The sequence below is a fragment of the Afipia sp. GW822-FHT04G07 genome (assembly GCF_058800765.1).
This window is the reverse complement of the sequence record NZ_JBXAMP010000001.1, coordinates 48,616-67,090: the sequence shown is the minus strand read 5'-3', so window position 1 is coordinate 67,090 and position 18,475 is coordinate 48,616. Positions and strand designations below refer to the sequence as shown.

Annotated in this window: 21 protein-coding genes; 3 read left to right on the top strand and 18 right to left on the bottom strand. The window is 58.5% G+C overall.

Annotated features, from left to right (window positions below; genetic code table 11):
* Positions 1–9: 9 nt before the first annotated feature.
* The 5 genes from AC1RKJ_RS00355 to AC1RKJ_RS00335 form a co-directional block, all read right to left on the bottom strand.
* A complete protein-coding gene (locus AC1RKJ_RS00355) occupies positions 10–1,134 on the bottom strand; it encodes a molybdopterin-binding protein (RefSeq protein ID WP_492788938.1) in 1,125 nt (374 codons plus the stop codon).
* 132 nt (positions 1,135–1,266) lie between these two features.
* Positions 1,267–1,440: a hypothetical protein gene (locus AC1RKJ_RS00350; protein WP_492788937.1), complete on the bottom strand. Its 174-nt coding sequence runs from the start codon at positions 1,438–1,440 to the stop codon at positions 1,267–1,269.
* Between the two features lie 141 nt (positions 1,441–1,581).
* Complete coding sequence (locus AC1RKJ_RS00345) at positions 1,582–2,418, bottom strand: ABC transporter substrate-binding protein (protein WP_492788936.1); 837 nt, start codon at positions 2,416–2,418, stop codon at positions 1,582–1,584.
* 17 nt (positions 2,419–2,435) lie between these two features.
* Positions 2,436–3,158, bottom strand: a complete 723-nt coding sequence (locus AC1RKJ_RS00340; protein WP_492792605.1) for an energy-coupling factor ABC transporter ATP-binding protein — start codon at positions 3,156–3,158, stop codon at positions 2,436–2,438.
* Between the two features lie 2 nt (positions 3,159–3,160).
* The gene (locus AC1RKJ_RS00335; RefSeq protein WP_492788935.1) at positions 3,161–3,853 is read right to left on the bottom strand and encodes an ABC transporter permease; all 693 of its coding nucleotides are present in this window, start codon (positions 3,851–3,853) and stop codon (positions 3,161–3,163) included.
* Between the two features lie 86 nt (positions 3,854–3,939).
* On the opposite strand from AC1RKJ_RS00335, the gene AC1RKJ_RS00330 reads away from it, so the two are divergent.
* Together AC1RKJ_RS00330 and AC1RKJ_RS00325 are read left to right on the top strand one after the other, a co-directional pair.
* Positions 3,940–4,833 (top strand): substrate-binding domain-containing protein, encoded by an 894-nt coding sequence (locus tag AC1RKJ_RS00330; RefSeq protein WP_492788934.1) that lies wholly within the window; start codon positions 3,940–3,942, stop codon positions 4,831–4,833.
* A 137-nt stretch (positions 4,834–4,970) separates the two neighbouring features.
* Positions 4,971–6,248, top strand: coding sequence for a c-type cytochrome (locus AC1RKJ_RS00325; protein ID WP_492792604.1), 1,278 nt, complete (start codon positions 4,971–4,973; stop codon positions 6,246–6,248).
* 16 nt (positions 6,249–6,264) lie between these two features.
* Here AC1RKJ_RS00325 and AC1RKJ_RS00320 read toward each other — a convergent pair whose 3' ends face one another.
* From AC1RKJ_RS00320 to AC1RKJ_RS00290, 7 genes are read right to left on the bottom strand one after another with little or no spacing between them, the layout of a single operon-like run.
* Entirely contained in the window at positions 6,265–6,981 is a 717-nt protein-coding gene (locus AC1RKJ_RS00320; RefSeq protein WP_492792603.1) for an ABC transporter ATP-binding protein, read from the bottom strand.
* A 4-nt stretch (positions 6,982–6,985) separates the two neighbouring features.
* Complete coding sequence (locus tag AC1RKJ_RS00315) at positions 6,986–7,732, bottom strand: ABC transporter ATP-binding protein (RefSeq protein WP_492788933.1); 747 nt, start codon at positions 7,730–7,732, stop codon at positions 6,986–6,988.
* Entirely contained in the window at positions 7,729–8,679 is a 951-nt protein-coding gene (locus AC1RKJ_RS00310; RefSeq protein WP_492788932.1) for a branched-chain amino acid ABC transporter permease, read from the bottom strand. Before AC1RKJ_RS00310 ends, AC1RKJ_RS00315 begins: the two co-directional genes overlap by 4 nt.
* Positions 8,676–9,551 (bottom strand): branched-chain amino acid ABC transporter permease, encoded by an 876-nt coding sequence (locus tag AC1RKJ_RS00305; RefSeq protein WP_492788931.1) that lies wholly within the window; start codon positions 9,549–9,551, stop codon positions 8,676–8,678. The genes AC1RKJ_RS00310 and AC1RKJ_RS00305 overlap by 4 nt, the downstream gene beginning before the upstream one ends.
* A gap of 38 nt (positions 9,552–9,589) precedes the next feature.
* Positions 9,590–10,873, bottom strand: coding sequence for an amino acid ABC transporter substrate-binding protein (locus tag AC1RKJ_RS00300; protein ID WP_492788930.1), 1,284 nt, complete (start codon positions 10,871–10,873; stop codon positions 9,590–9,592).
* Between the two features lie 58 nt (positions 10,874–10,931).
* Complete coding sequence (locus AC1RKJ_RS00295) at positions 10,932–11,750, bottom strand: alpha/beta fold hydrolase (protein ID WP_492788929.1); 819 nt, start codon at positions 11,748–11,750, stop codon at positions 10,932–10,934.
* 15 nt (positions 11,751–11,765) lie between these two features.
* The gene (locus tag AC1RKJ_RS00290; protein ID WP_492788928.1) at positions 11,766–12,326 is read right to left on the bottom strand and encodes a cupin domain-containing protein; all 561 of its coding nucleotides are present in this window, start codon (positions 12,324–12,326) and stop codon (positions 11,766–11,768) included.
* Between the two features lie 345 nt (positions 12,327–12,671).
* Here AC1RKJ_RS00290 and AC1RKJ_RS00285 point away from each other — a divergent pair, with 345 nt between their 5' ends.
* The gene (locus AC1RKJ_RS00285; RefSeq protein ID WP_492788927.1) at positions 12,672–13,349 is read left to right on the top strand and encodes a TetR/AcrR family transcriptional regulator; all 678 of its coding nucleotides are present in this window, start codon (positions 12,672–12,674) and stop codon (positions 13,347–13,349) included.
* Here AC1RKJ_RS00285 and AC1RKJ_RS00280 read toward each other — a convergent pair.
* The 6 genes from AC1RKJ_RS00280 to AC1RKJ_RS00255 all read right to left on the bottom strand — a co-directional run bounded on the left by AC1RKJ_RS00280 (position 13,326) and on the right by AC1RKJ_RS00255 (position 18,449).
* Positions 13,326–13,457 carry a hypothetical protein gene (locus AC1RKJ_RS00280; protein ID WP_492788926.1) on the bottom strand — a complete coding sequence of 44 codons (132 nt, stop codon included), beginning with the start codon at positions 13,455–13,457 and terminating at the stop codon, positions 13,326–13,328. The genes AC1RKJ_RS00285 and AC1RKJ_RS00280 overlap by 24 nt on opposite strands.
* The gene (locus tag AC1RKJ_RS00275) at positions 13,454–14,974 is read right to left on the bottom strand and encodes an FAD-dependent oxidoreductase (protein ID WP_492788925.1); all 1,521 of its coding nucleotides are present in this window, start codon (positions 14,972–14,974) and stop codon (positions 13,454–13,456) included. The genes AC1RKJ_RS00280 and AC1RKJ_RS00275 overlap by 4 nt, the downstream gene beginning before the upstream one ends.
* A 39-nt stretch (positions 14,975–15,013) precedes the next feature.
* Positions 15,014–15,643, bottom strand: coding sequence for a GTP cyclohydrolase I FolE (gene folE, locus AC1RKJ_RS00270; RefSeq protein ID WP_492788924.1), 630 nt, complete (start codon positions 15,641–15,643; stop codon positions 15,014–15,016).
* A 252-nt stretch (positions 15,644–15,895) separates the two neighbouring features.
* Positions 15,896–16,666, bottom strand: coding sequence for an ABC transporter ATP-binding protein (locus AC1RKJ_RS00265; protein WP_492788923.1), 771 nt, complete (start codon positions 16,664–16,666; stop codon positions 15,896–15,898).
* A complete protein-coding gene (locus tag AC1RKJ_RS00260; protein ID WP_492788922.1) occupies positions 16,663–17,475 on the bottom strand; it encodes an ABC transporter permease in 813 nt (270 codons plus the stop codon). The genes AC1RKJ_RS00265 and AC1RKJ_RS00260 overlap by 4 nt, the downstream gene beginning before the upstream one ends.
* Positions 17,472–18,449: an ABC transporter substrate-binding protein gene (locus tag AC1RKJ_RS00255; RefSeq protein WP_492788921.1), complete on the bottom strand. Its 978-nt coding sequence runs from the start codon at positions 18,447–18,449 to the stop codon at positions 17,472–17,474. The genes AC1RKJ_RS00260 and AC1RKJ_RS00255 overlap by 4 nt, the downstream gene beginning before the upstream one ends.
* Positions 18,450–18,475: the final 26 nt, after the last annotated feature.

Sequence of the window (18,475 nt, the reverse complement as noted above, 5' to 3'; positions counted from 1 at the left end):
GTGAAAGTCTCACATCATGTCGCGAAGAGAAAACGCGCCGACTGTTGTCCCGGCTGCATAGCCCTCACTGTCTCCCGGCACGGCGAGCCATGCGTCAGCGCGGGCGATTGCCTCAAGGGAGAGTTGTCCAACGGCAACCGGCATCCAGGCTTCATCCAATTTTTCCAGCAAGACGATCTCCGCAACACCGATAGACGAGGAAATCTTACGCGCAAGCGGCCGGATAAGTTCTCGTCGCGGCGACCTCGCCGTGAGCCGATCCAGCACCGGCTGAACCAGTACCAAACACGCAGCCAGCGCCTGATCGGGAGCGCCTGGAACAGCGATCACCGGCGTCGAGCCGATCATTCCAACTGCCGCGGTGCGCCCGGGCTGGAGTGCAAGTCCATGAATCAAACGGGCTCCATGGACCGCCAGCGCGTCGATCGTTGAATCGGTATGGCCGAGGCCGGTGCCGCCCACAGCTACAATCAGATCGTAAGCGTCGCTCTCCACAGCGGCGGAAATGCTGGACGCATGGCGTCTCTCTGCCTGCAAGACGACGGCACGCGCACCGGCAGCTTTCGCAAATTCAAAAATGAATTGCGAGGATGCGGTATTGCCATCGCCGGACGGCACATTGATCACGCCCATACGCGGAGATCGAACCGGAATGCGATCGAGCCCGGCGGCACGTACTGCAAGCAGATCGAACGCATTCAACCGCTGCCCCGGTGCGATGATCGAACGCCCGGCGGCGATGTCGTCCCCCGCCCGACGAATGCCATGACCGGGAACAGACTCAGCGAGAACCTGAAACATCGGTCCAAGCTCTTCAACCAGATCGGCATCGAGCACGCAGTCACAGTGGGCTGGCATCCGATCGCCCGCCTCAACCCATACCGGCGAGGCGGCCAACGGCAGTGGCGAGTAGGACGATGCGCCGACAATATCCTCGGATCGCATTGCCCAGCCGTCGGAGACCGCGATATTGAACGCCGGATGCGCCAGTTGCAGCGGCGCAATTACAGCCGCAATGCTACCGACAGAGTCCGTAACAGATACAACGACAGGTTCAACCGGGCCCACGCAGTCAAGCAGCAAATGAAGGGCAACATCGAGCGGGGTCAGCGCAGCCGGCAAACGCTGTGTCATCTTGACGCTCGATAGCGGATCGTTCTGCAAAGCATCAACAGCGCGCACCGGGGAACCATCTCAAGCATGGCACGTTGGAGAGGACGTTTCATTCATTCCTTTTACACCCACACAGAGGCTCAAAATGCGCACTCAAATCATCGTTGCTGCCTTTGTGGCACTGTTCGCCGCAACGCCCTCGCCGGCACAAACACCAGCCGCTTCCGACAAGCCCGAAACGAGCTGCAACACCACATCGTCGGCAGGCACGACTTCCGGCAACGCCAAGACCGGTGATACGTCGATGGGCGTTGAAAAGAGCGCCATCCTACCATCCGCAGGCGGACACGCAAATTCCGCCGCTCCCACGGTGCAAAGCGACGGAAAACCGATGGCAGTGCGGCCCGACTGTCCGCCCGAAACCAAGAAGTAAGACAGCCGCTTCAATTTGCGTTCTGAGCCCTCTCCTCAGGACGCCTTTTTCTCGGCATTCGGGAAAAACAGCTGCTTGCCGTTGACCTGATAAGCCGCAATGGCGCCCTGGCCTTCCGTTGACAGGATCCAGTCAATGAAGCTCTGGCCGAGATCTTTTTTGACAGTTGGGTGCTTCTCGGGATTCACCAGGATAACGCCATACTGGTTGAACAGCCGCTTGTCGCCTTCGACCGCGATCACCAGATCGCCAGGATTCTTGAAGGAGAGCCAGGTGCCCCGGTCGGAAATCACATAGGCATTCATCGCTCCTGCCGTATTGAGCGCGGCGCCCATGCCCTGCCCGATTTCGCGATACCACGGACCTTTGGTTGCCTCGATATCGACGCCCGCCTGCTTCCACAGCGCAAGTTCAGCCGAATGCGTGCCGGATTTGTCGCCGCGCGAAACGAACGGCAGTGCTTTTCCCTGAATGGTTTTCAGTGCGGCAACGATATCCTTCGATCCGCCGACGCCGGCCGGGTCGCTTTTCGGGCCGATCATCACGAAGTCATTGTACATGACATCGAAGCGCTTTACGCCGTGCCCCTCGGCGATGAATTTTTCTTCCTGCGACTTGGCATGCACAAAAACAACGTCGGCATCACCACGCCGCGCCGTGTCCAGCGCCTGCCCGGTGCCCTGCGCGATCACCTTCACCTCGATCCCGGTTTTGGCCTCGAACAAGGGCAGGATGTGACCGAACAAGCCAGAATCCTGCGTCGACGTGGTTGATGCCACCACGATGGATTTGTCCTGCGCGGAGACCGGCGTTGCGAATGCCACCGCGAGCAGCGAGAGCGCAACGGCAAAAGATGCTGATCGATGTTTCATAATGTGTCCTTTCGAGTTCAAACAACGAGATCGCCGCGCACGAAAGCCGCAGCCTCCGGCGTTGACGGATTTTTGAGAAAATCTTCCGCTGGCGTCTGTTCGCACACCGCGCCACGCACCATGAAGACAACGTCGCCCGCAAGGCGCCGCACCTGACCGAGATCGTGCGAGGCCATTACGATCTTGATGCCCGACTGCGCAGCGCTCCGAACAATCTCCTCGACGCTGCGCGTGGCCGCGGGGTCGAGACTCGCGGTTGGCTCATCGAGCAGAAGCAGTTCGGGGTCGCGCGCCAAGGCGCGCGCCAGCGCCAGTCGCTGCTGTTCGCCGCCGGACAGCCGACGGGCGGGACGCATTGCCAGGTCCGACAGGCCCACACGCTCCAGCAATTCGGCAGTGCGTGCCGCCACCTTCTCAAGCGGATAGCCGGCGTGGGTCAGGCCATACGCGATGTTAGCGGCCGCAGTCCGGCGCAACATCACTGGCCGCTGAAACACGAAGGCGCGGCGCGTCGGTTTCCTGTCGGCGCGGCCGCCCCATGTAATGCGGCCTTCGGTTGGCACCGCAAGTCCCATGCACAAGCGCAACAAGGTGCTTTTGCCAGCGCCGTTCGGCCCGACCACAAGCGTCGGTGAACCCGACGCCAATGTCAGCGTGAGACGATCGATGATCGTCGTAGCGCCGGCGCGCACCGTGACACGATCGAACGCGACTGGAAGATCTGTCACCGGCGCCCGCATGGTCATCCCGCCTGCCGTTCGGACCAGATTCGTGCGCCCCAAGCCGCTGCGTTGATCGCAAGCACGATCACCACGAGGATCATGCCCAGACCGAGTGCGAGCGGCAGATTGCCCTTCGAGGTTTCGAGCGCAATCGCCGTGGTCATAGTGCGGGTGAAGCCCTCTATATTGCCGCCGACGATCATCACAGCACCAACTTCCGCCGCCGCGCGTCCAAATCCCGCGAGCAGTGCGGTCAGCAGACTGAAGCGCGCATCCCACAGCAGCGTCGTGACGCGACCGAGGGGACCGACATCCATCGCCGACAATTCATCGCGGTATTCGATCCAGAGATCTTCAATGGTTTGGCGCGTCAGGGCCGCGATGATCGGCACGATCAGGATCGCCTGCGCGATGATCATCGCCGTGGGCGTGAACAGGATGCCGAGGTTGCCGAGCGGTCCGGACCGCGACAGCAACAGATAGACCGCAAGACCGACCACGACCGGAGGCAGTCCCATGAACGCGTTGACGAGCACGACGATCGCGCTTCGTCCCGGGAAGCGCATCAGCGCGAGCAATGCCCCCAGCGGCAACCCGACGACCGCCGCCAGCACGACCGCAGAAAGGCTCACGGCCAGCGACAATTTGACGATGGCGAACAGCGTCGCATCGCCGCTCGTGATCAATTGCCAGGCGCTCAGCCCGTCCAGCATGATTTTCCTCCCAATGCCTTGTCCTGCATATTTTTCAGTTATGTCAACGAATTGAATTGAAACAGCAATATGCATATAAATGCAGGATGGATTTCCTGACCACAAGCGAGGCATCCGAGTACCTGCGGCTTGGCGAACGCAAGCTCTATGAGCTTGTGGCTGAAGGCGCGATCCCCTGCACCAAAGTGACGGGCAAGTGGCTTTTCCCGCGCGAGGAACTCGATCGGTGGGTGCTGTCAGGACTAATGCGGCCGGCCGGAATGGCCCCAGCGGATGCGCCTTTGATCGTCGGCGGAAGTCAGGACGCGCTCCTCGAGTGGAGTTTGCGCGAGTCCGGCTCCGGGCTGGCGACGCTTGTTGAAGGAACGGAGAGCGGCGTCGGCCGCGTGCTGCGGGGCGAAGCAATTGCTGCCGCGATCCACTTCCACACGGAACAAGACACGCCGAATTCTGGCAACGACGCCAATATTGCAGCAGTGCGCGCGATACCAAGTTTACACGATGCCGTGCTGGTCGGGTTCGTGCGCCGCGAACAAGGCCTCTTGCTCCAGCCGGGAAATCCGAAAAAGCTCATGAGTATCCCTGACGTTCTCGCGTCCGGAGCCACGATCGCCATGAGGCAAGCGGGCGCAGGCGCACAAATGCTGCTCGGTTCATTGCTCAAGCAACATGATGCGAAGCTGAAGGATCTGCGCCGACTCGATCCGCCGTGCCTGACCGGACCTGATCTCGCGACAGCCATTCGCGCGGGCGAAGCCGATTGCGGCATCGCGACGCGCGCGGCCGCCAGGGCTGCCGGTCTCGATTTTATGCCACTGCTTTGGGAAAACTTCGATCTGCTGATGCGGCAGCGTGCTTACTTCAAGCCTGCGCTGCAAGCGCTAATGACCTTCATTGCGCAACCTGCCCTCAAACAACGCGCGGACGATCTCGCGGGCTACGACACCGCACCGGCCGGCAAGATTCGCTATTTCGCCTGACATTGCGGCTTTCGCCGCATATCCGAACGCTTCCGTATCGGTTTATTGAACCTGATTTTCGTGCTTCGATACGCGTTGCCTAGAGGGAACCACGCGTGCGGAACGCTGACGGGCATGTCAGAAACTATCGGCTTCACGTGCTGCTGATAATCGGCGCGCTGATTGCATCATTCAGCGCGGCGCCTGCTGTCGCCCAGTTGCGAGGCCATGGCGGGCCGGTCCGGGCGTTGTCGATTTCACCCGATGGACAAACACTGCTGTCGGGAAGTTTCGACGGCAGCGCAATCCGATGGTCGCTCGGTCGCGACGCTGCCGAACAGGTTTTCCGGTTTCACGCTGACGCCGTCAACGCTACCGCCCTGCTGAGGGACGGGCGTGCCGCGACCGCCGGCGCGGATGGCCGCATCGCGATCTGGAGTTCGGGCAAACAGCAGCCTGACATCGTGCTTGATGGCCACACCGCGCCGATCGCCGCACTTGCGCTGTCACCTGATGGCGCAACCCTCGCTTCGGCATCGTGGGATCATACCGTGCGGCTCTGGCCTCTCACCGGCGGGACATCGCGGATTCTCGAAGGCCACACGCAGAACGTCAACGGCGTCGCGTTCAGCGTCGACGGCAAGACTCTCATCAGCGTGAGTTACGACCTGACCGTCCGCATTTGGCCACTCGACAGCACCGCCGCCCCGTCCATCACCACCCTGCCCGCGCCGCTCAATTCGGTCGTCGTGTCCGACGACGGCGAAATCGTCACCGCCGGCGCAGACGGCAAAGTTCATTTTCTCGACCATGCAGGCAAATCTGTAGGCGAGGTCACTGCAGGGCCGATCCCCGTGATCGCGATGGCGATGTCAAAGGATGGCGCGCTGCTCGCAGCCGCCGATATTCGGGGATCGGTCGCGATTATCGACCGTAAGGCGCGGACGCTTGCGCGCAGGCTGGTTGGACCTGGACTCCCGGTATGGTCAGTCGCGTTCATGCCGGACAACGGTACGCTTCTCACCGGCGGCACCGACAGCATGATCCGGCGTTGGAATGCGCTCACGGGCGAGCCTGTCGGAGCCACCATTCAGAAAAGTCCGAACGATCCGCTTGCCGCTTACGCCGGTGATCGTGGTGCTGAGATTTTCCGTGCCTGCGTCGCCTGCCACACGCTCACGCCGGATCAGGGCAACAAGGCGGGCCCGACGCTGTCAGGGATCTTTGGGCGCAGGATCGCAACCCTGCCGGACTACAATTTCTCGGAGCCGCTGAAAAAACTCGACATCATCTGGACGCCGGAAACGGTGTCGAAACTTTTCGAGATCGGACCCGCAGCCTATACACCCGGCACCAAAATGCCCGAGCAAGTCATCGGCTCAGACGACGATCGCAAGGCGCTGGTTCAGTTTCTCGCACGCGCGACAAAAAAGTAAGCAAAGCAAGCCACGCCTACAGCCCGAGATAGAGCTTCCGGACGATATCATTGTCCACGAGCTCGTCGCGGGTTTTGCCTTCAAAGACGATCTTTCCGTGGACCAGCACATATCCACGATCGGCAATGCGGCTGGCCTGGCGGAAATTCTGTTCGGCCATCAGAATTGTCAGCTTGAAGCGATCCTTGAGATCCTGAATTTTATCGATCATCCGGGCGACATAGATCGGCGCCAGGCCAACCGAAGGCTCGTCGATCAAAAGGATCTTGGGCGACGACATCAGGGCGCGCGCCAGCGCAAGCATTTGCTGCTCGCCACCGCTCATGCTCCCGGCCAATTGGTTGAGCCGCTCCTTGAGTACCGGGAACGCATCGAAACAATACGACAGGTTGCCTTGCATTTCGCTTCGCGCGGCCTTCCGGTTTGCGCCCAGCATGAGGTTTTCTTGAACGGTCATCTTTGGGAACAGCCGTCGGCCCTCCGGCACAAGACTGACACCAAGGCCGGCGATCTGATCGGCCGAACTTCCGATAAGCGAATGGGTTTCTCCTCCGAGAGTCGCGACAATTTCGCCGGCTTCCGGACGCACCAATCCCGCGATGCTGTTTATGAGAGTGCTTTTCCCGTTGCCATTGGTCCCCAACAAAACAACCGTTTCGCCGGGATTTACCGAAAGCGAAACTTTGGTGAGAACCCGGTTGCGCCCATAGCCGGCATCAATTTCATTGATCATCAAACTATTCGCCAAGATACGCCCTCTCTACCTCGGGAAGGGAAAGTACCTCCTGCGGATTTCCGTCGGCCAGCTTCTGCCCGGCGACGAGCACCACAATACGCTGAGAAAACTTCGTCACCGCCTTGATGATGTGCTCGATCATCACAATCGCCACTCCATCCTTGTTGATGGAGAACAGCAAATCCAGAACTTCATCGACTTCGCTGTCGGAAAGCCCTGCCATTGCCTCATCCGAGAACAGAATTCTCGGCTTGGCTGCCATGGCTCGGGCCAACTCGAGTTTGCGCATATCGACCTGCGTCAGCGACATCGCCGGCAAATCAGCCTTCTTGCCGAGACCTATCGCTTGCAGGATTTCCCTGGCCTCGTCTTGCGCCCGCGCCAGGTCGTAAACCTTCCCATCCTGCGACGGGCGCGCATAGGCGATAGGCACCAGGATGTTCTGGATGACGCTCATGCTCTTGAAAGGACGCGGCAGCTGGAAGCTCCGCATCAATCCCATTCTCGCGCGCTTATGCGCGGCAAGGTTGTCGATGACCTGTCCATCCAGAATGATCTTTCCGGCATCCGCCCGGATCGTTCCGGTGAGAGAATTCACAAGCGTACTCTTGCCTGCACCGTTCGGGCCGATAACACCGATACGTTCGCCCGGCTTGATGTCCAGATCGAACGATTTTAACGCGGTGAAACCGCCGAACTTCTTTTCCAGCCCACGAACGGAGAGCAGCGCTTCTTTCGATTCGCTCATTGTCCCGCCCTCTTCCGAAGACTGGAAATCAGACCAAGGATCCCATTCGGCGCGACAGTCACAAAAACCAACAGCAGGACACCGACAACAAGCAAATTGAGCGAGGACGAAATGGTGACGGTCGCGAGTTGCTGGATCGACCCCAGCAAAATGGCGCCGATCACCGGGCCCGGCCAACTCGCCATCCCGCCGATAATGGGCATGGCAATGCTGTTGACCGTGTAGCTCAGACTGAATGCCGATGTCGGTTCAACGTAGGTCAGGTAATATGGAAGCGGCGCGCCGGCCATTCCCATCAGCGCACCGCTCACGGCCGTGGCAAACAGCTTGAGCTTGAACGTCGGCACGCCGCAAGCCTCGGCCGCGGTCTCGTCGTCCCTGATCGTTGCCAGACCGACACCGATCGTCGAACGGCCGATGGCCCGCGCGACGCTTACTGCGAACATCGCCAGCACCAGCATGATGGCAAAAAGATACTGCGCATAGTTCTGAAAGAACGCGATGCTTGCCGGACGCAGGACGTAGGCGCCTCGCGAACCTCCGACGTAGGACCAGTTGACGACAAGCGTCTGGAGGACAATGGCGAGCGCCAGCGTTGCGATCGAAAAGAAAATGCCCTTGAAACGCATCGTCATGTACCCGGTCAGCAGACCGAGAATGCCCGACATCAATCCACCGATCACCACCAACAGCGGAAGCGGCAGTGACGTCAGCTTTGAGATGACGATTGTTGAGTAGGTCCCGACAGCCATGAATGCAGCGGTGCCAAAGTTGATGTATCCGGTGTAACCCGCAAGAATGTTCCACGCCGTTGCGAGAACGACGTACTGCAAAATGACGTAGCCCGCGAAGTAAGCGTAGTCATTTCCCACCAGATGCGTTGCCAGGAAAATGATGGCCGTAACTGCGAGCAAACTTACATAAAACCAAGTTGCCCTCACGGTCATCTCCCAAACAGGCCGGCGGGCCTGAACCCGATGACAACGAGCAGCACACCAAAGGCCAGCGCTGGAGACCATGACGGTCCCCAGAACACCGCAGTAATGCTTTCGGCGACCCCGAGAAGAAGCCCTGCTATCAAGGTCCCAGACACGCTTCCCATGCCGCCCAGCACACAGATGGCGAATGGAATTCCGACGTAAAGCCACATGATCGATGGCTCAACCGGTTGAATAACGATCAGCAGCGACCCTGCAATCGTCGCAAGCGCGACAGAGACGCCAAACGCGATCGACTTCACGCGAACCGGATCAACCGCCATCAGGCGCAGCGCCACATGATCCTGGGAAACAGCCCGTGATGCCCTGCCGAAGAAGGTCAAGGACAAGACAAGCTGAACGGCGACGACCAGAAAGATCGAGATGGCGAACGGAATCGTCATCCGGAGGGGAAAATCCATTCCGGCGACAACAGGTGTTACATCCTGATAGGCCGTCTGAACCGTCCGGTAATCGACGCCGAATCCAAGAATCAGCGACACTTCGATGACGAGCATGATTCCGAAGAAGAACGCGAGCCCGCGCAACGAGTCGTCGCCCCGTTTTTCAAAACTCTCATGATAGAACCGATAGAGCAGCACCCCCGCGACGAATGCCAAGGGGCTGGCCATGAATCCGGCAACGATCGGATCGATCCCGAAGGCGGTGTTGATGGTGTACGCGATATATGAACCGGTCACGATGAACGCAGGGTGAGCAATGTTGACGACGTCGAGCAATCCGAAGGAGATCGTCAAGCCCAGCGTCATCGCCGCATAGAAGCCTCCCAGAAGGAGGCCCGCTATGACGGCGTTTGCTATCAGATCGGCAGAGATAACCATTACGCGCTACCCCGCCCACCGGAATCCATGACGCATTCTCATTTGGCGTCCTGGAATGGGACGCGAGGAGTCCCGGACTTCAGTTCCGGCGGATACAGGATGGCATGGGTACCTTCCTTGCGGAACTGATCAATGCTGTTGTCGGTAACGCCCTGATACTGAATGAGCAGAACACGGGCTTTATCCCATTCGCCGTTCTTTGCGAACTTGATCTTGCCCACAACGGTGTCGAAGGAATTCTGATGAAGCGTCGCAGCGAGGGCCTTTTGGTCAAGCGAGCCTGTCTTTTCCACGGCTTGACCGAGGATCTGGGCGCCTGCGTAAACGAACGGAGGCACGTAGAAGCCCAGTGGATCGACGCCCTGCGATTGTGCTTCCTTCTCGTAACGCTTGATGAAGTCCTTGATGCCGGGGAAGTTCAGCGTCGGTGACGGAACGTAGAGTTCGTAGCCGACGACGCCGTTCAGCAGCGGACCGAGCTGCGTCTTAATGGCTGCGAACTGCAGGCCGACAGCGCCGCCGCCCAGCAGCATCGTCTTCAAGCCGACTTCACGCGCGGCCCGGATCATTCCCACCGAGTCGGGCGGATAGGATCCCATGAAAACGAGGTCAGGGCTGCTCGCCTGAATCGACCGGACAATCGACGCGAAGTCGACGGTGTTCGGCGGATAGGACCGATCATAGACAATCTTCAGACCGTTCTTCTTTGCAATCGCGCGCGCAGCATCGACGGTCACTTTGCCGAATTCGGCATCGGCACCCACGAGAGCAATCGTCTTGGGCTTGGGATCGAGCTTCATCGCAACATCGAAGAAGCCGGTCGGAATCGCCGAGGCCGATTCAGGCCCCATTGGCATAATCTGGAAGTAGCGATCGTAATTGAACTGATCGTTCACACCGACGCCGAACAGGCTCATCATGCTGTAACCGGCCTGCATCACAACGGGCATCGCCGGCGCGATCAGGTTCGTGCCGTAGGGCGAGAAAACGAGATCCACCTTATCGACACTGATGAGCTTGGTGTAGATGCCTGGGACTGTCGAAGGGTTGCTCTGATCGTCGTAATAAACCAGATCGACTTTACGTCCGAGCAGTCCGCCCTTGGCATTAATCTCCTCGGCCCACATCTTGATCGCGAGCAGCGCTGCCTTTCCGTTCGAGGCGATGCCGCCGGACAAGGCCATGCTGAAGCCAATCTTGATCGGATCAGCAGCGCTCGCGGGCGCCGAAACTGCCATCGCCGACAAGGCAACGCAGAGAATTTTAAACCCGTTGGACAAGCGTTGCTTGCCCGCATCCAGCATACTGAAAAAACGTGTCACGTGCTTTTCCTCCCCTGTCAATTCTTGCAATTTTGAGGCACGCCTCTTTATCAGGCGCTTAGAGATACATGGACCGCAGCGTCTCGCCGTAGACCTTCTCGTTGAGAATATGCGGATAGTGACCGCCAGTTCGCAGCGTTCGCAGCGTTGCGCCGGCGTATCGTGCGCGGACGGCCTCTCTCATCGATGGGCCGACAACCGGATCGTCGTCGCAGTCCAGCACCGTCAATTTCGAAAGCGCCAGATTGAGTTTCGGGCACGGTTTCGCTGTAACGACACCGACCACCCTGCCCTTGAAATTTTCCGCAGATTGCCGGCCTGACAGCATATCGAGTTGCAGGCTGCGGAGCTCGCTCGCCGGCGCCTTGGAAACAGCATCTTTCCAGGCAAGCTGTAATTCCTCGGCGCTCGATTTCAAGATCCATTCCGGGTTAAACAGCGGATTGGCGAACAGCCCGGACGGCTCGACGAAACTGTTGCCGATGGTCAAGGTTTCCAACCGGTCTGCATGGGACACACCAAAGAACTGCGCCCAGTATCCGCCATACGACGATCCCAGCACGTGCGCCTTGGGAAGCTCGATGTGATCCATCAACTTGCCGAGCCCATCCGCCAGCCGCTCCGGCTCGGATATTCCGGGATAGGTCACCGCGATCATGCGGATATCGCGGCGTGTGTCGGAAAGTTGCTTGTAGAAGACCTCACATGTACCGAGCGCACCGGGCAGCATGATCACCGGGACACCGCTGCCCCCGCTATCGACCCATGACCACTCGTGATCTTGAATTCGCAATACCTGAATTTGCGCCGTGAGGTGCCACGGCGGAACGCCGTTGGCACCATCACTCGCAAGACCGGTCAGATCCGAATTCGCCATCTGGGATCGCATTCGTTACGGCTTCTTCCAGGCGCCTGCGGCTTCCAGTGTCGCCATTGCTTCATCGGTGAACTCGGCTTTGGGACCGTTGCCTCCGATAACGAACATAAGGATCGATTCCTCGTTCGGATCGCCAGCCGTAATGTTCTCAAACCGCCGCGCGACACCGGGAGGAAACGACACAACGTCGTAAGGACCGACGTCGACAAAATCGACCTTGCCGTTTTCGTCTTCCCAGCTGCAGCGCCACGTCCCGGTCATCGGGATGAATGTCTCGTTGGTATCGTGATTGTGCATCATCGGCCCGTTGTTGGGCTTGGCGCGGCAGTACCCTAGATTAAAGCCTTCAGAGATCTTGATAGCCGCGAGACGAGACGCATCGTCACCAACGGGCGACGTGACGGCTCCACCCTCGCCCTTCGGAGGCTGAAAACCGATGACGTTATAGAGCGTGCGAATGCAGCCCTGCATCTTGCTGTCGGGAAGACCACCATCCGAGCCCTTCAAATCCTTGAAAAACGCGACGCGCTTCATCATTTCCGCGCGCGGGAGACCAGCTCTGGGCAGATGTTCCATGGTTCTTTCCTTTCTTGGCTTCGACTGATGTGAACGGCGAAGATGAGCGCGAGCACACCGCGCCCTGCATACATAACGCACGGCAACATCCGCACCGACCAAAGTCCGGATTTTCCGCCTTGCGCTATTTCTGGTGGTGGCTTGTTCTCGCTCCTGATCGTTTCCGTCCGCTGGCGACGTTTGGCCGATGTCTAAATCGGCTGTCGTCCATTATTGGGCATTTGCCCATTTGTTGCATTCTACTTTTTCCTTGTCAACATCCGAGTGGTATTTCTCGGTCAGTCGATTAAGAGAGTTCGGGGCATCACCAAGCATGCGAGCCCGTTCAACTTGAGCAAAGCGTCGATGAAAAAAACTGCAGCCAAGCCAAAGCGGCCCACGAAGAAACCCGTCAAAACCGAGCGTGTCCGGCTCGATCCAGAGCTCCGTGCGCAACAGATTCTGGATGGTGCGATTTCCTACTTCGCCGAACGTGGCTTCGAAGGGCAGACCAGAGAACTCACGACGCGTCTCGGCATTTCAAAAGGTTTGCTGTACCGATATTTTCCCGGCAAGGACGCGTTGATCGACCGCATTTACGAAGAAGTATTCATGGGGCGCTGGAGCGCCGACTGGGATGCGCTGATAGCAGACCGCTCAATCCCACTACCCGCTCGCCTCCGACAATTTTACGTCGAGTATGCAGCGCGGATGCTGCACAATTACCAATGGGTCCGCATCTATCTTTTGTCGGGCCTCGCCGGCGCATCGATCAACAGGAAATTTGCAAATTTCGTCGCGGAACACGTGTTCAAGCCGGTTATCCGGGAGCTTCGCCACGAGTTCAAATTGCCTGACATCACGGCGCTACCGGTTTCGGAAACCGAACTGGAGCTGATGTGGGGTTTGCACGGAGCCATCTTTTACATTGGCGTTAGGAAATGGGTCTATCACGTGGATATTCCCAAGGATGCGGAAGGCGCCGTGTTGCTGCTGGTCGATGGCTTGTACGCAAACGCATCAAAATTGATGATCAGCAAATAAATCAATACGATCGTGAGGAAGACTCGCGACGCAGTCTTCCGGTTCAATATCAAGCGCGGCAACTTCATCGCAGCCGAACTGCTGGACCGGCGCTTCGCCAGCAATCAATCTGACCGCTCCATCGCGATCTCCGCATGCAAGCTTGCGAGGTCGCGGAATATGGACGCAACAGCCAGAACACGCCCCTTTCGTTTGTATCGCAGCACGCAATCCTTTGCCTTGATATCGCCGTCGACCACGATCTCGTCCCAATGTTCGGCGTGGCCGACGTAATTGATCGGCACGTCGTAGTGCTGGCTCCAGAAGAACGGCACCGCGTCAAAGGTCTCGCGTGCTCCAAGCATATTGCGCGCGGCGGTCTGTCCCTGGCGCTGGGCCACCACCCAGTGTTCGACCCGGACATTCTCACCGGAGTGGGGATCAGGCCATCGCGCGATATCACCTGCAGCGTAAATTCCGGAAACGCTCGTTTCCAGATGCGCGTTCACCGTGACGCCGCGATCGAGCGCAAGGCCCGCGCCCTCGGCCAACGCCAAGCGAGGCCGTACGCCGATCCCGACAATCACCATGTCCGTCGCGAGAACCTTGCCGCTTTTGAGCGTTGCGCGCTGGCCGTCGATTGCGGCTACAGTATCCTCGAGATGAAAAACGACACCATGTTCCTCGTGTAACGCACGAACGAAATGGCCCATATCAGAGCCGAGGATGCGCTCCATCGGGATCTTCTCCGGAGCGACGACGTGAACCTCGATCCCGCGCGTGCGCAGCGCAGCCGCCGCTTCCAGCCCGATAAAGCTTGCCCCTATGACAAGCGCCCGGCGGGCATTTTTGGCGGCCTCGATGATGGAGCGGCAATCCGCGAGCGAGCGCAATGTATGAACATGTGGCAGCTCTGCGCCGGGAATCGACAACCGCACAGGCTCTGCACCGGTCGCCAGCAGCAACCGGTCATACTCAACGGTCTCGCCGTTGCTTACGACGACATTGCAGGCTTTGGTGTCGATGGCGGTGACATGAGTATCGAGGCGCAATGTAATGCCGACGTCGTGGTAAAAGTCATCCGGCCGCAGCGGCATCCAATTCTCGGGCGCGCTGCCGGCAAGATAGTCCTTCGATAAATTAGGCCGATCTACCGGAGCCGACGCCTCTCCGCTCAACATGACGATGCTGCCGGCAAAACCCTGACGCCGAAGCATCTCCGCCGCGGCAAATCCCGCCGCACCGCCACCGATGATGACAATCTTGTCCGGTACATCGATCAGCGCTTTGCCGACCGGCCTGTGCGGCTGAAGCTTCTCCCGGACAAAAACATGTTCGTCCCTCTGTTCGACACGCCAGCAACTGAGCGCGCTGAATGCCGGCGCGCGCGTGGCTTCGCCCGTCCGCAGATCGAAACAGGCGTGATGCCAGGGACATCGTATACTGCTGCCGACCACCACCCCTTCTGCCAGCGGGCCGTGATAGTGGCTGCAATGAGCATCTACGGCGAAAATCTCTTCGCCGGTTCGCACCAGCAAAACATCCTGATCGCCAACATGCCCAAGCAACTTTCCGTCTTTGAGGTCTGCAAGAGCAATACCGCCGGCGAAATCAGGACCACTTGGCTTGGCTTGCTCTTGTGTCATGGTATCTCTCCTTAACTGCCGACCCTGGCGGAACAGACGTTATCCTGCCTGCTCGACCGACAGCCCGATGAATTCCTGACGGGTGAGCGGATTGTCGCGGAAGCAACCGAGCATCCGGCTGGTCACCAGATCCGTATCCGGCTTGTGCACGCCACGTGTCGTCATGCAGTGGTGCGATGCCTTGATGATAACGCCGACCCCCTGCGGCTTGAGGACTTCATTGATCGTATTGGCGATCTGCGCCGTCATCTTTTCTTGAATCTGCAATCGCTTGGCATAGACCTCAACGACCCGTGCGAGCTTGCTGATACCAACCACGCGACCGTTTGGAATATAAGCCACCCATACCTTGCCGATAATCGGCGCCATGTGATGCTCGCAATGGCTCTCGAAACGAACCCCTCGCAGGCTGATCATTTCGTCGTAACCTTCGATTTCCTCGAAGGTCTTTTGCAGGATTGCGACCGGGTCCTGACTGTAACCGACAAAAAACTCCTCGAATGCGCGGGCGACGCGACCGGGGGTTTCGACCAGCCCGTCCCGCTCCGGATCATCGCCGGTCCAGCGTATGATGGTCCGGAAAGCGGCCTCGACATCGGCGCGGTTTGGTCGTTCGGTCTCCGCCGGCAAGGGTTTGACCCGTTCCAGCGCCTGCACATTTGAACTCATGAAGACATCTCCTGTTACCGGCGCCGGAGCGCCAGTGAGTTGATATGTCTTGGATGGTTCGTGAGCGGAAAGGTTCCCGGCCAAATAGCCAGCAGTTGACGGCTCAATCCGATAAGGCGCGCAACCGGTCGCCGGGTCAAGAACCCGGCGCCGACACTATGTTGGCGTAGACAATGGCGATCGCCGACGGATTTCGCCGCCGGCTTATTGCAACTACACCGGCATTTCGGGTGAGTGAAGCGCCGCCCCGGTCTAGATCGACAGAACTTCCGAGATACGCTCACGAATGCGTTGGCGGTCTTCGGCGCCGGTCGCTGCAGTAAAGCTTACGTCATAAGCTATCGTTGCCGGCCGCTTAAGAACGATAATGCGGCTGCCGATTTCCAGCGCTTCTCCAATATTGTGCGTAATGAATACCGCAGTCTTGCCGTTTTCCCTGACGAGCTTCACGAACTCTCCCCGCAACCGCTGAGCAGTCATTTCGTCGAGAGCGGAAAACGGCTCGTCGCAGAGAAGAATGCTCGCATTGGTCGCGAACGCGCGCGCAATCGACACACGCTGACGCATGCCGCCGGAAAGAGCATGCGGATAATCGTTCTCGTGACCGTTCAGCCCCAGTTTCGTGAGCCAATGCTGGGCGGCCTCCCGGCGCTCCGCCGCAGGTGTGTCGAGCATCTCCAGACCGAGCTCGACATTCTGAATTGCCGTTCGCCAGGGCAAAAGCCGATCGTTCTGAAAAACGATGGCGATCTTCCCGCGAAACGAGTCGAAATCGGAAAACGGATTCCGCCCGCTCACGCGCACGTCACCGCTGGTCGGCTCAGTCAGACCCGCGATCATGTTGAAGATGGTCGATTTACCGCAGCCAGTCTTGCCGAGGATCGCCAGCATTTCGCCGGGCTTGACATCGAGGTTGATCCGGTCGACGGCGCGATAGCCCCCTTTCGTCCCCTCGATGCCAAAGACCTTCGAAACATCGTTCAGATGGATCGTGGCGGCGGTCGCGTTTTGAGTCGCAATCATAGTGCTCGCTCCGAAGCAGCGCGGTAGCGGAAAGCTACATTCTCGATCAGCGTCAACGACGCCTGAACGATCAGGACAAAGAAAACGAGTTGCAACGTCCAGGCCAACGCACCGGCCATGTCGAACAGTTGCTGCTGCTGGAGCAATTGATAGCCTACGCCGCCGGTCGCGCCGACGAGCTCTGCAACGACCACAACGCGAGACGCGTTACCGAGATTCACTTTCCATGCAGTGAGGATTTCGGGAAGAATAGCCGGAGCAACCATAACGCGGAACAGTTTCAACCGCGTGGGACGAAAGCTAAACACCATCTCCATCAGATCCTTCGACATCGCGCGCAGTGCGCCAAGAATCTGAAACGCAAATGCCGGAAGTGTGGTCATGACCATAATGAAGAAAATCCGGAACTCCACACCATGAAACCAGATGATGGCGAACACGACCCATGAAAGCGCTGGAATGCCCTGGAAGAGAGACAGAATTGGCGACAGGAACTTGTCAACGGCCGACGACCGCGCCATCAGTAGCGCGAGAACGCCGCCGATGACGAATGCTCCCGCCAGTCCAGCCAGAATTCGCAGAACCGTGGCAAGGACGTCAGCAAATAGCGTACCGCTGGAAAGAATTTCCAGACAGCGCCAGAACACCGTGACCAGCGACGGGAACAGGAAGCCCGGAAAGAACAATGACGCAAACTGCCATAGCGCAATCACCACCGCAAACGGGAGGATCGACGCACCAAGGCGCTTCGCCGCAGAATGCAAGCGGGCTGACAACGGCGAACTTATTTCCAAGGTCTGGTCGCTCACTTACCCTGCCTCTTGTAAATCGTCGCTGGAGTCGGATCGGCGTTCAGGAACGCAATCGATTTTCCGGCGGAATAAACCGAGTTGATCTCTTTCTCGACATCGGAAGCCCATTTAACATTCATTCCAAGCCGATCGTTCGCCTTGATCAATTCGCTGATCGCTTTCTGATCCTCAGGCGTTCCTTTAGCGGCAATTAGCTTCGCGGCTTCATCCGGATGAGTTGCAACCCATTCGGCGGCTTCCTTGTAGGCGGCGAACAGCTTCTTCACGAGTTCCGGATTCTTTTCAGCCCAGGCCACATGCGCAGCAACACCGAGATAGGGAATATTGCGGCTGCCGGTGAATTTCTTCCAGCTGTCGGCAATGCCAATATCGATCGTCTTGATGGTCGTTCTTTTTGATAGCAGAGTCGTATACGCCGGCTCCCAGAGCTGGATCGCCGCTGCGCGATCAGCAAGCGCGTAGCCTATGAGACCGGGCGTTGCAGTATTGACCACCGAAAACTTGGACGTGTCGGCGCCAGCCTGACGGGCGAACCAGTCAAACATGACGTAATTCGTCGTTCCCTTCGCCGCGGCAAGATCCTTCCCTTCCAGATCTTTCAATGTCTTCACTTCCGGTCGCGACGTCACGACCGCGCCCCAGAAGTCAAAGAGGTTGAAAAGGTACGTCACCTTGACGCCGCGCGTGTCAGCGAGACCCACAGTCAGCAGAGCGGCGCTGCCGCCCAATTGAAACTCGCCGGAATTGAACTGCGCGGTGTAGGCATCCGGCGTGCGTTCTTCAAATTTGATGCGCAGGCCATGCTTTTCATCCAGCTTCTGCGCCTTAATAACTGGAGGCAGAAATGCACCCAGCGACGGTGCACCGAAGACAACAATGGAAAGTTCTGCGGGAGCTTGCGCGCGGACAGGCGTCGCGACGGCTAACATCGAAACGCAGGCTAGGCTCGTGAGAACATTGCGGGTGATCATATTCATTTCTCCAGATCGATCTGATG

Excerpts from the sequence above, each read along its gene's own strand:
- AC1RKJ_RS00355 (WP_492788938.1), bottom strand. The coding sequence starts at position 1,134 with ATGACACAGCGTTTGCCGGCTGCGCTGACCCCGCTCGATGTTGCCCTT.
- AC1RKJ_RS00350 (WP_492788937.1), bottom strand. The coding sequence starts at position 1,440 with ATGGCGCTCTTTTCAACGCCCATCGACGTATCACCGGTCTTGGCGTTG.
- AC1RKJ_RS00345 (WP_492788936.1), bottom strand. The coding sequence starts at position 2,418 with ATGAAACATCGATCAGCATCTTTTGCCGTTGCGCTCTCGCTGCTCGCG.
- AC1RKJ_RS00340 (WP_492792605.1), bottom strand. The coding sequence starts at position 3,158 with ATGCGGGCGCCGGTGACAGATCTTCCAGTCGCGTTCGATCGTGTCACG.
- AC1RKJ_RS00335 (WP_492788935.1), bottom strand. The coding sequence starts at position 3,853 with ATGCTGGACGGGCTGAGCGCCTGGCAATTGATCACGAGCGGCGATGCG.
- AC1RKJ_RS00330 (WP_492788934.1), top strand. The coding sequence starts at position 3,940 with ATGGATTTCCTGACCACAAGCGAGGCATCCGAGTACCTGCGGCTTGGC.
- AC1RKJ_RS00320 (WP_492792603.1), bottom strand. The coding sequence starts at position 6,981 with ATGATCAATGAAATTGATGCCGGCTATGGGCGCAACCGGGTTCTCACC.
- AC1RKJ_RS00315 (WP_492788933.1), bottom strand. The coding sequence starts at position 7,732 with ATGAGCGAATCGAAAGAAGCGCTGCTCTCCGTTCGTGGGCTGGAAAAG.
- AC1RKJ_RS00310 (WP_492788932.1), bottom strand. The coding sequence starts at position 8,679 with ATGACCGTGAGGGCAACTTGGTTTTATGTAAGTTTGCTCGCAGTTACG.
- AC1RKJ_RS00305 (WP_492788931.1), bottom strand. The coding sequence starts at position 9,551 with ATGGTTATCTCTGCCGATCTGATAGCAAACGCCGTCATAGCGGGCCTC.
- AC1RKJ_RS00295 (WP_492788929.1), bottom strand. The coding sequence starts at position 11,750 with ATGGCGAATTCGGATCTGACCGGTCTTGCGAGTGATGGTGCCAACGGC.
- AC1RKJ_RS00290 (WP_492788928.1), bottom strand. The coding sequence starts at position 12,326 with ATGGAACATCTGCCCAGAGCTGGTCTCCCGCGCGCGGAAATGATGAAG.
- AC1RKJ_RS00285 (WP_492788927.1), top strand. The coding sequence starts at position 12,672 with ATGAAAAAAACTGCAGCCAAGCCAAAGCGGCCCACGAAGAAACCCGTC.
- AC1RKJ_RS00275 (WP_492788925.1), bottom strand. The coding sequence starts at position 14,974 with ATGACACAAGAGCAAGCCAAGCCAAGTGGTCCTGATTTCGCCGGCGGT.
- folE (WP_492788924.1), bottom strand. The coding sequence starts at position 15,643 with ATGAGTTCAAATGTGCAGGCGCTGGAACGGGTCAAACCCTTGCCGGCG.
- AC1RKJ_RS00265 (WP_492788923.1), bottom strand. The coding sequence starts at position 16,666 with ATGATTGCGACTCAAAACGCGACCGCCGCCACGATCCATCTGAACGAT.
- AC1RKJ_RS00255 (WP_492788921.1), bottom strand. The coding sequence starts at position 18,449 with ATGATCACCCGCAATGTTCTCACGAGCCTAGCCTGCGTTTCGATGTTA.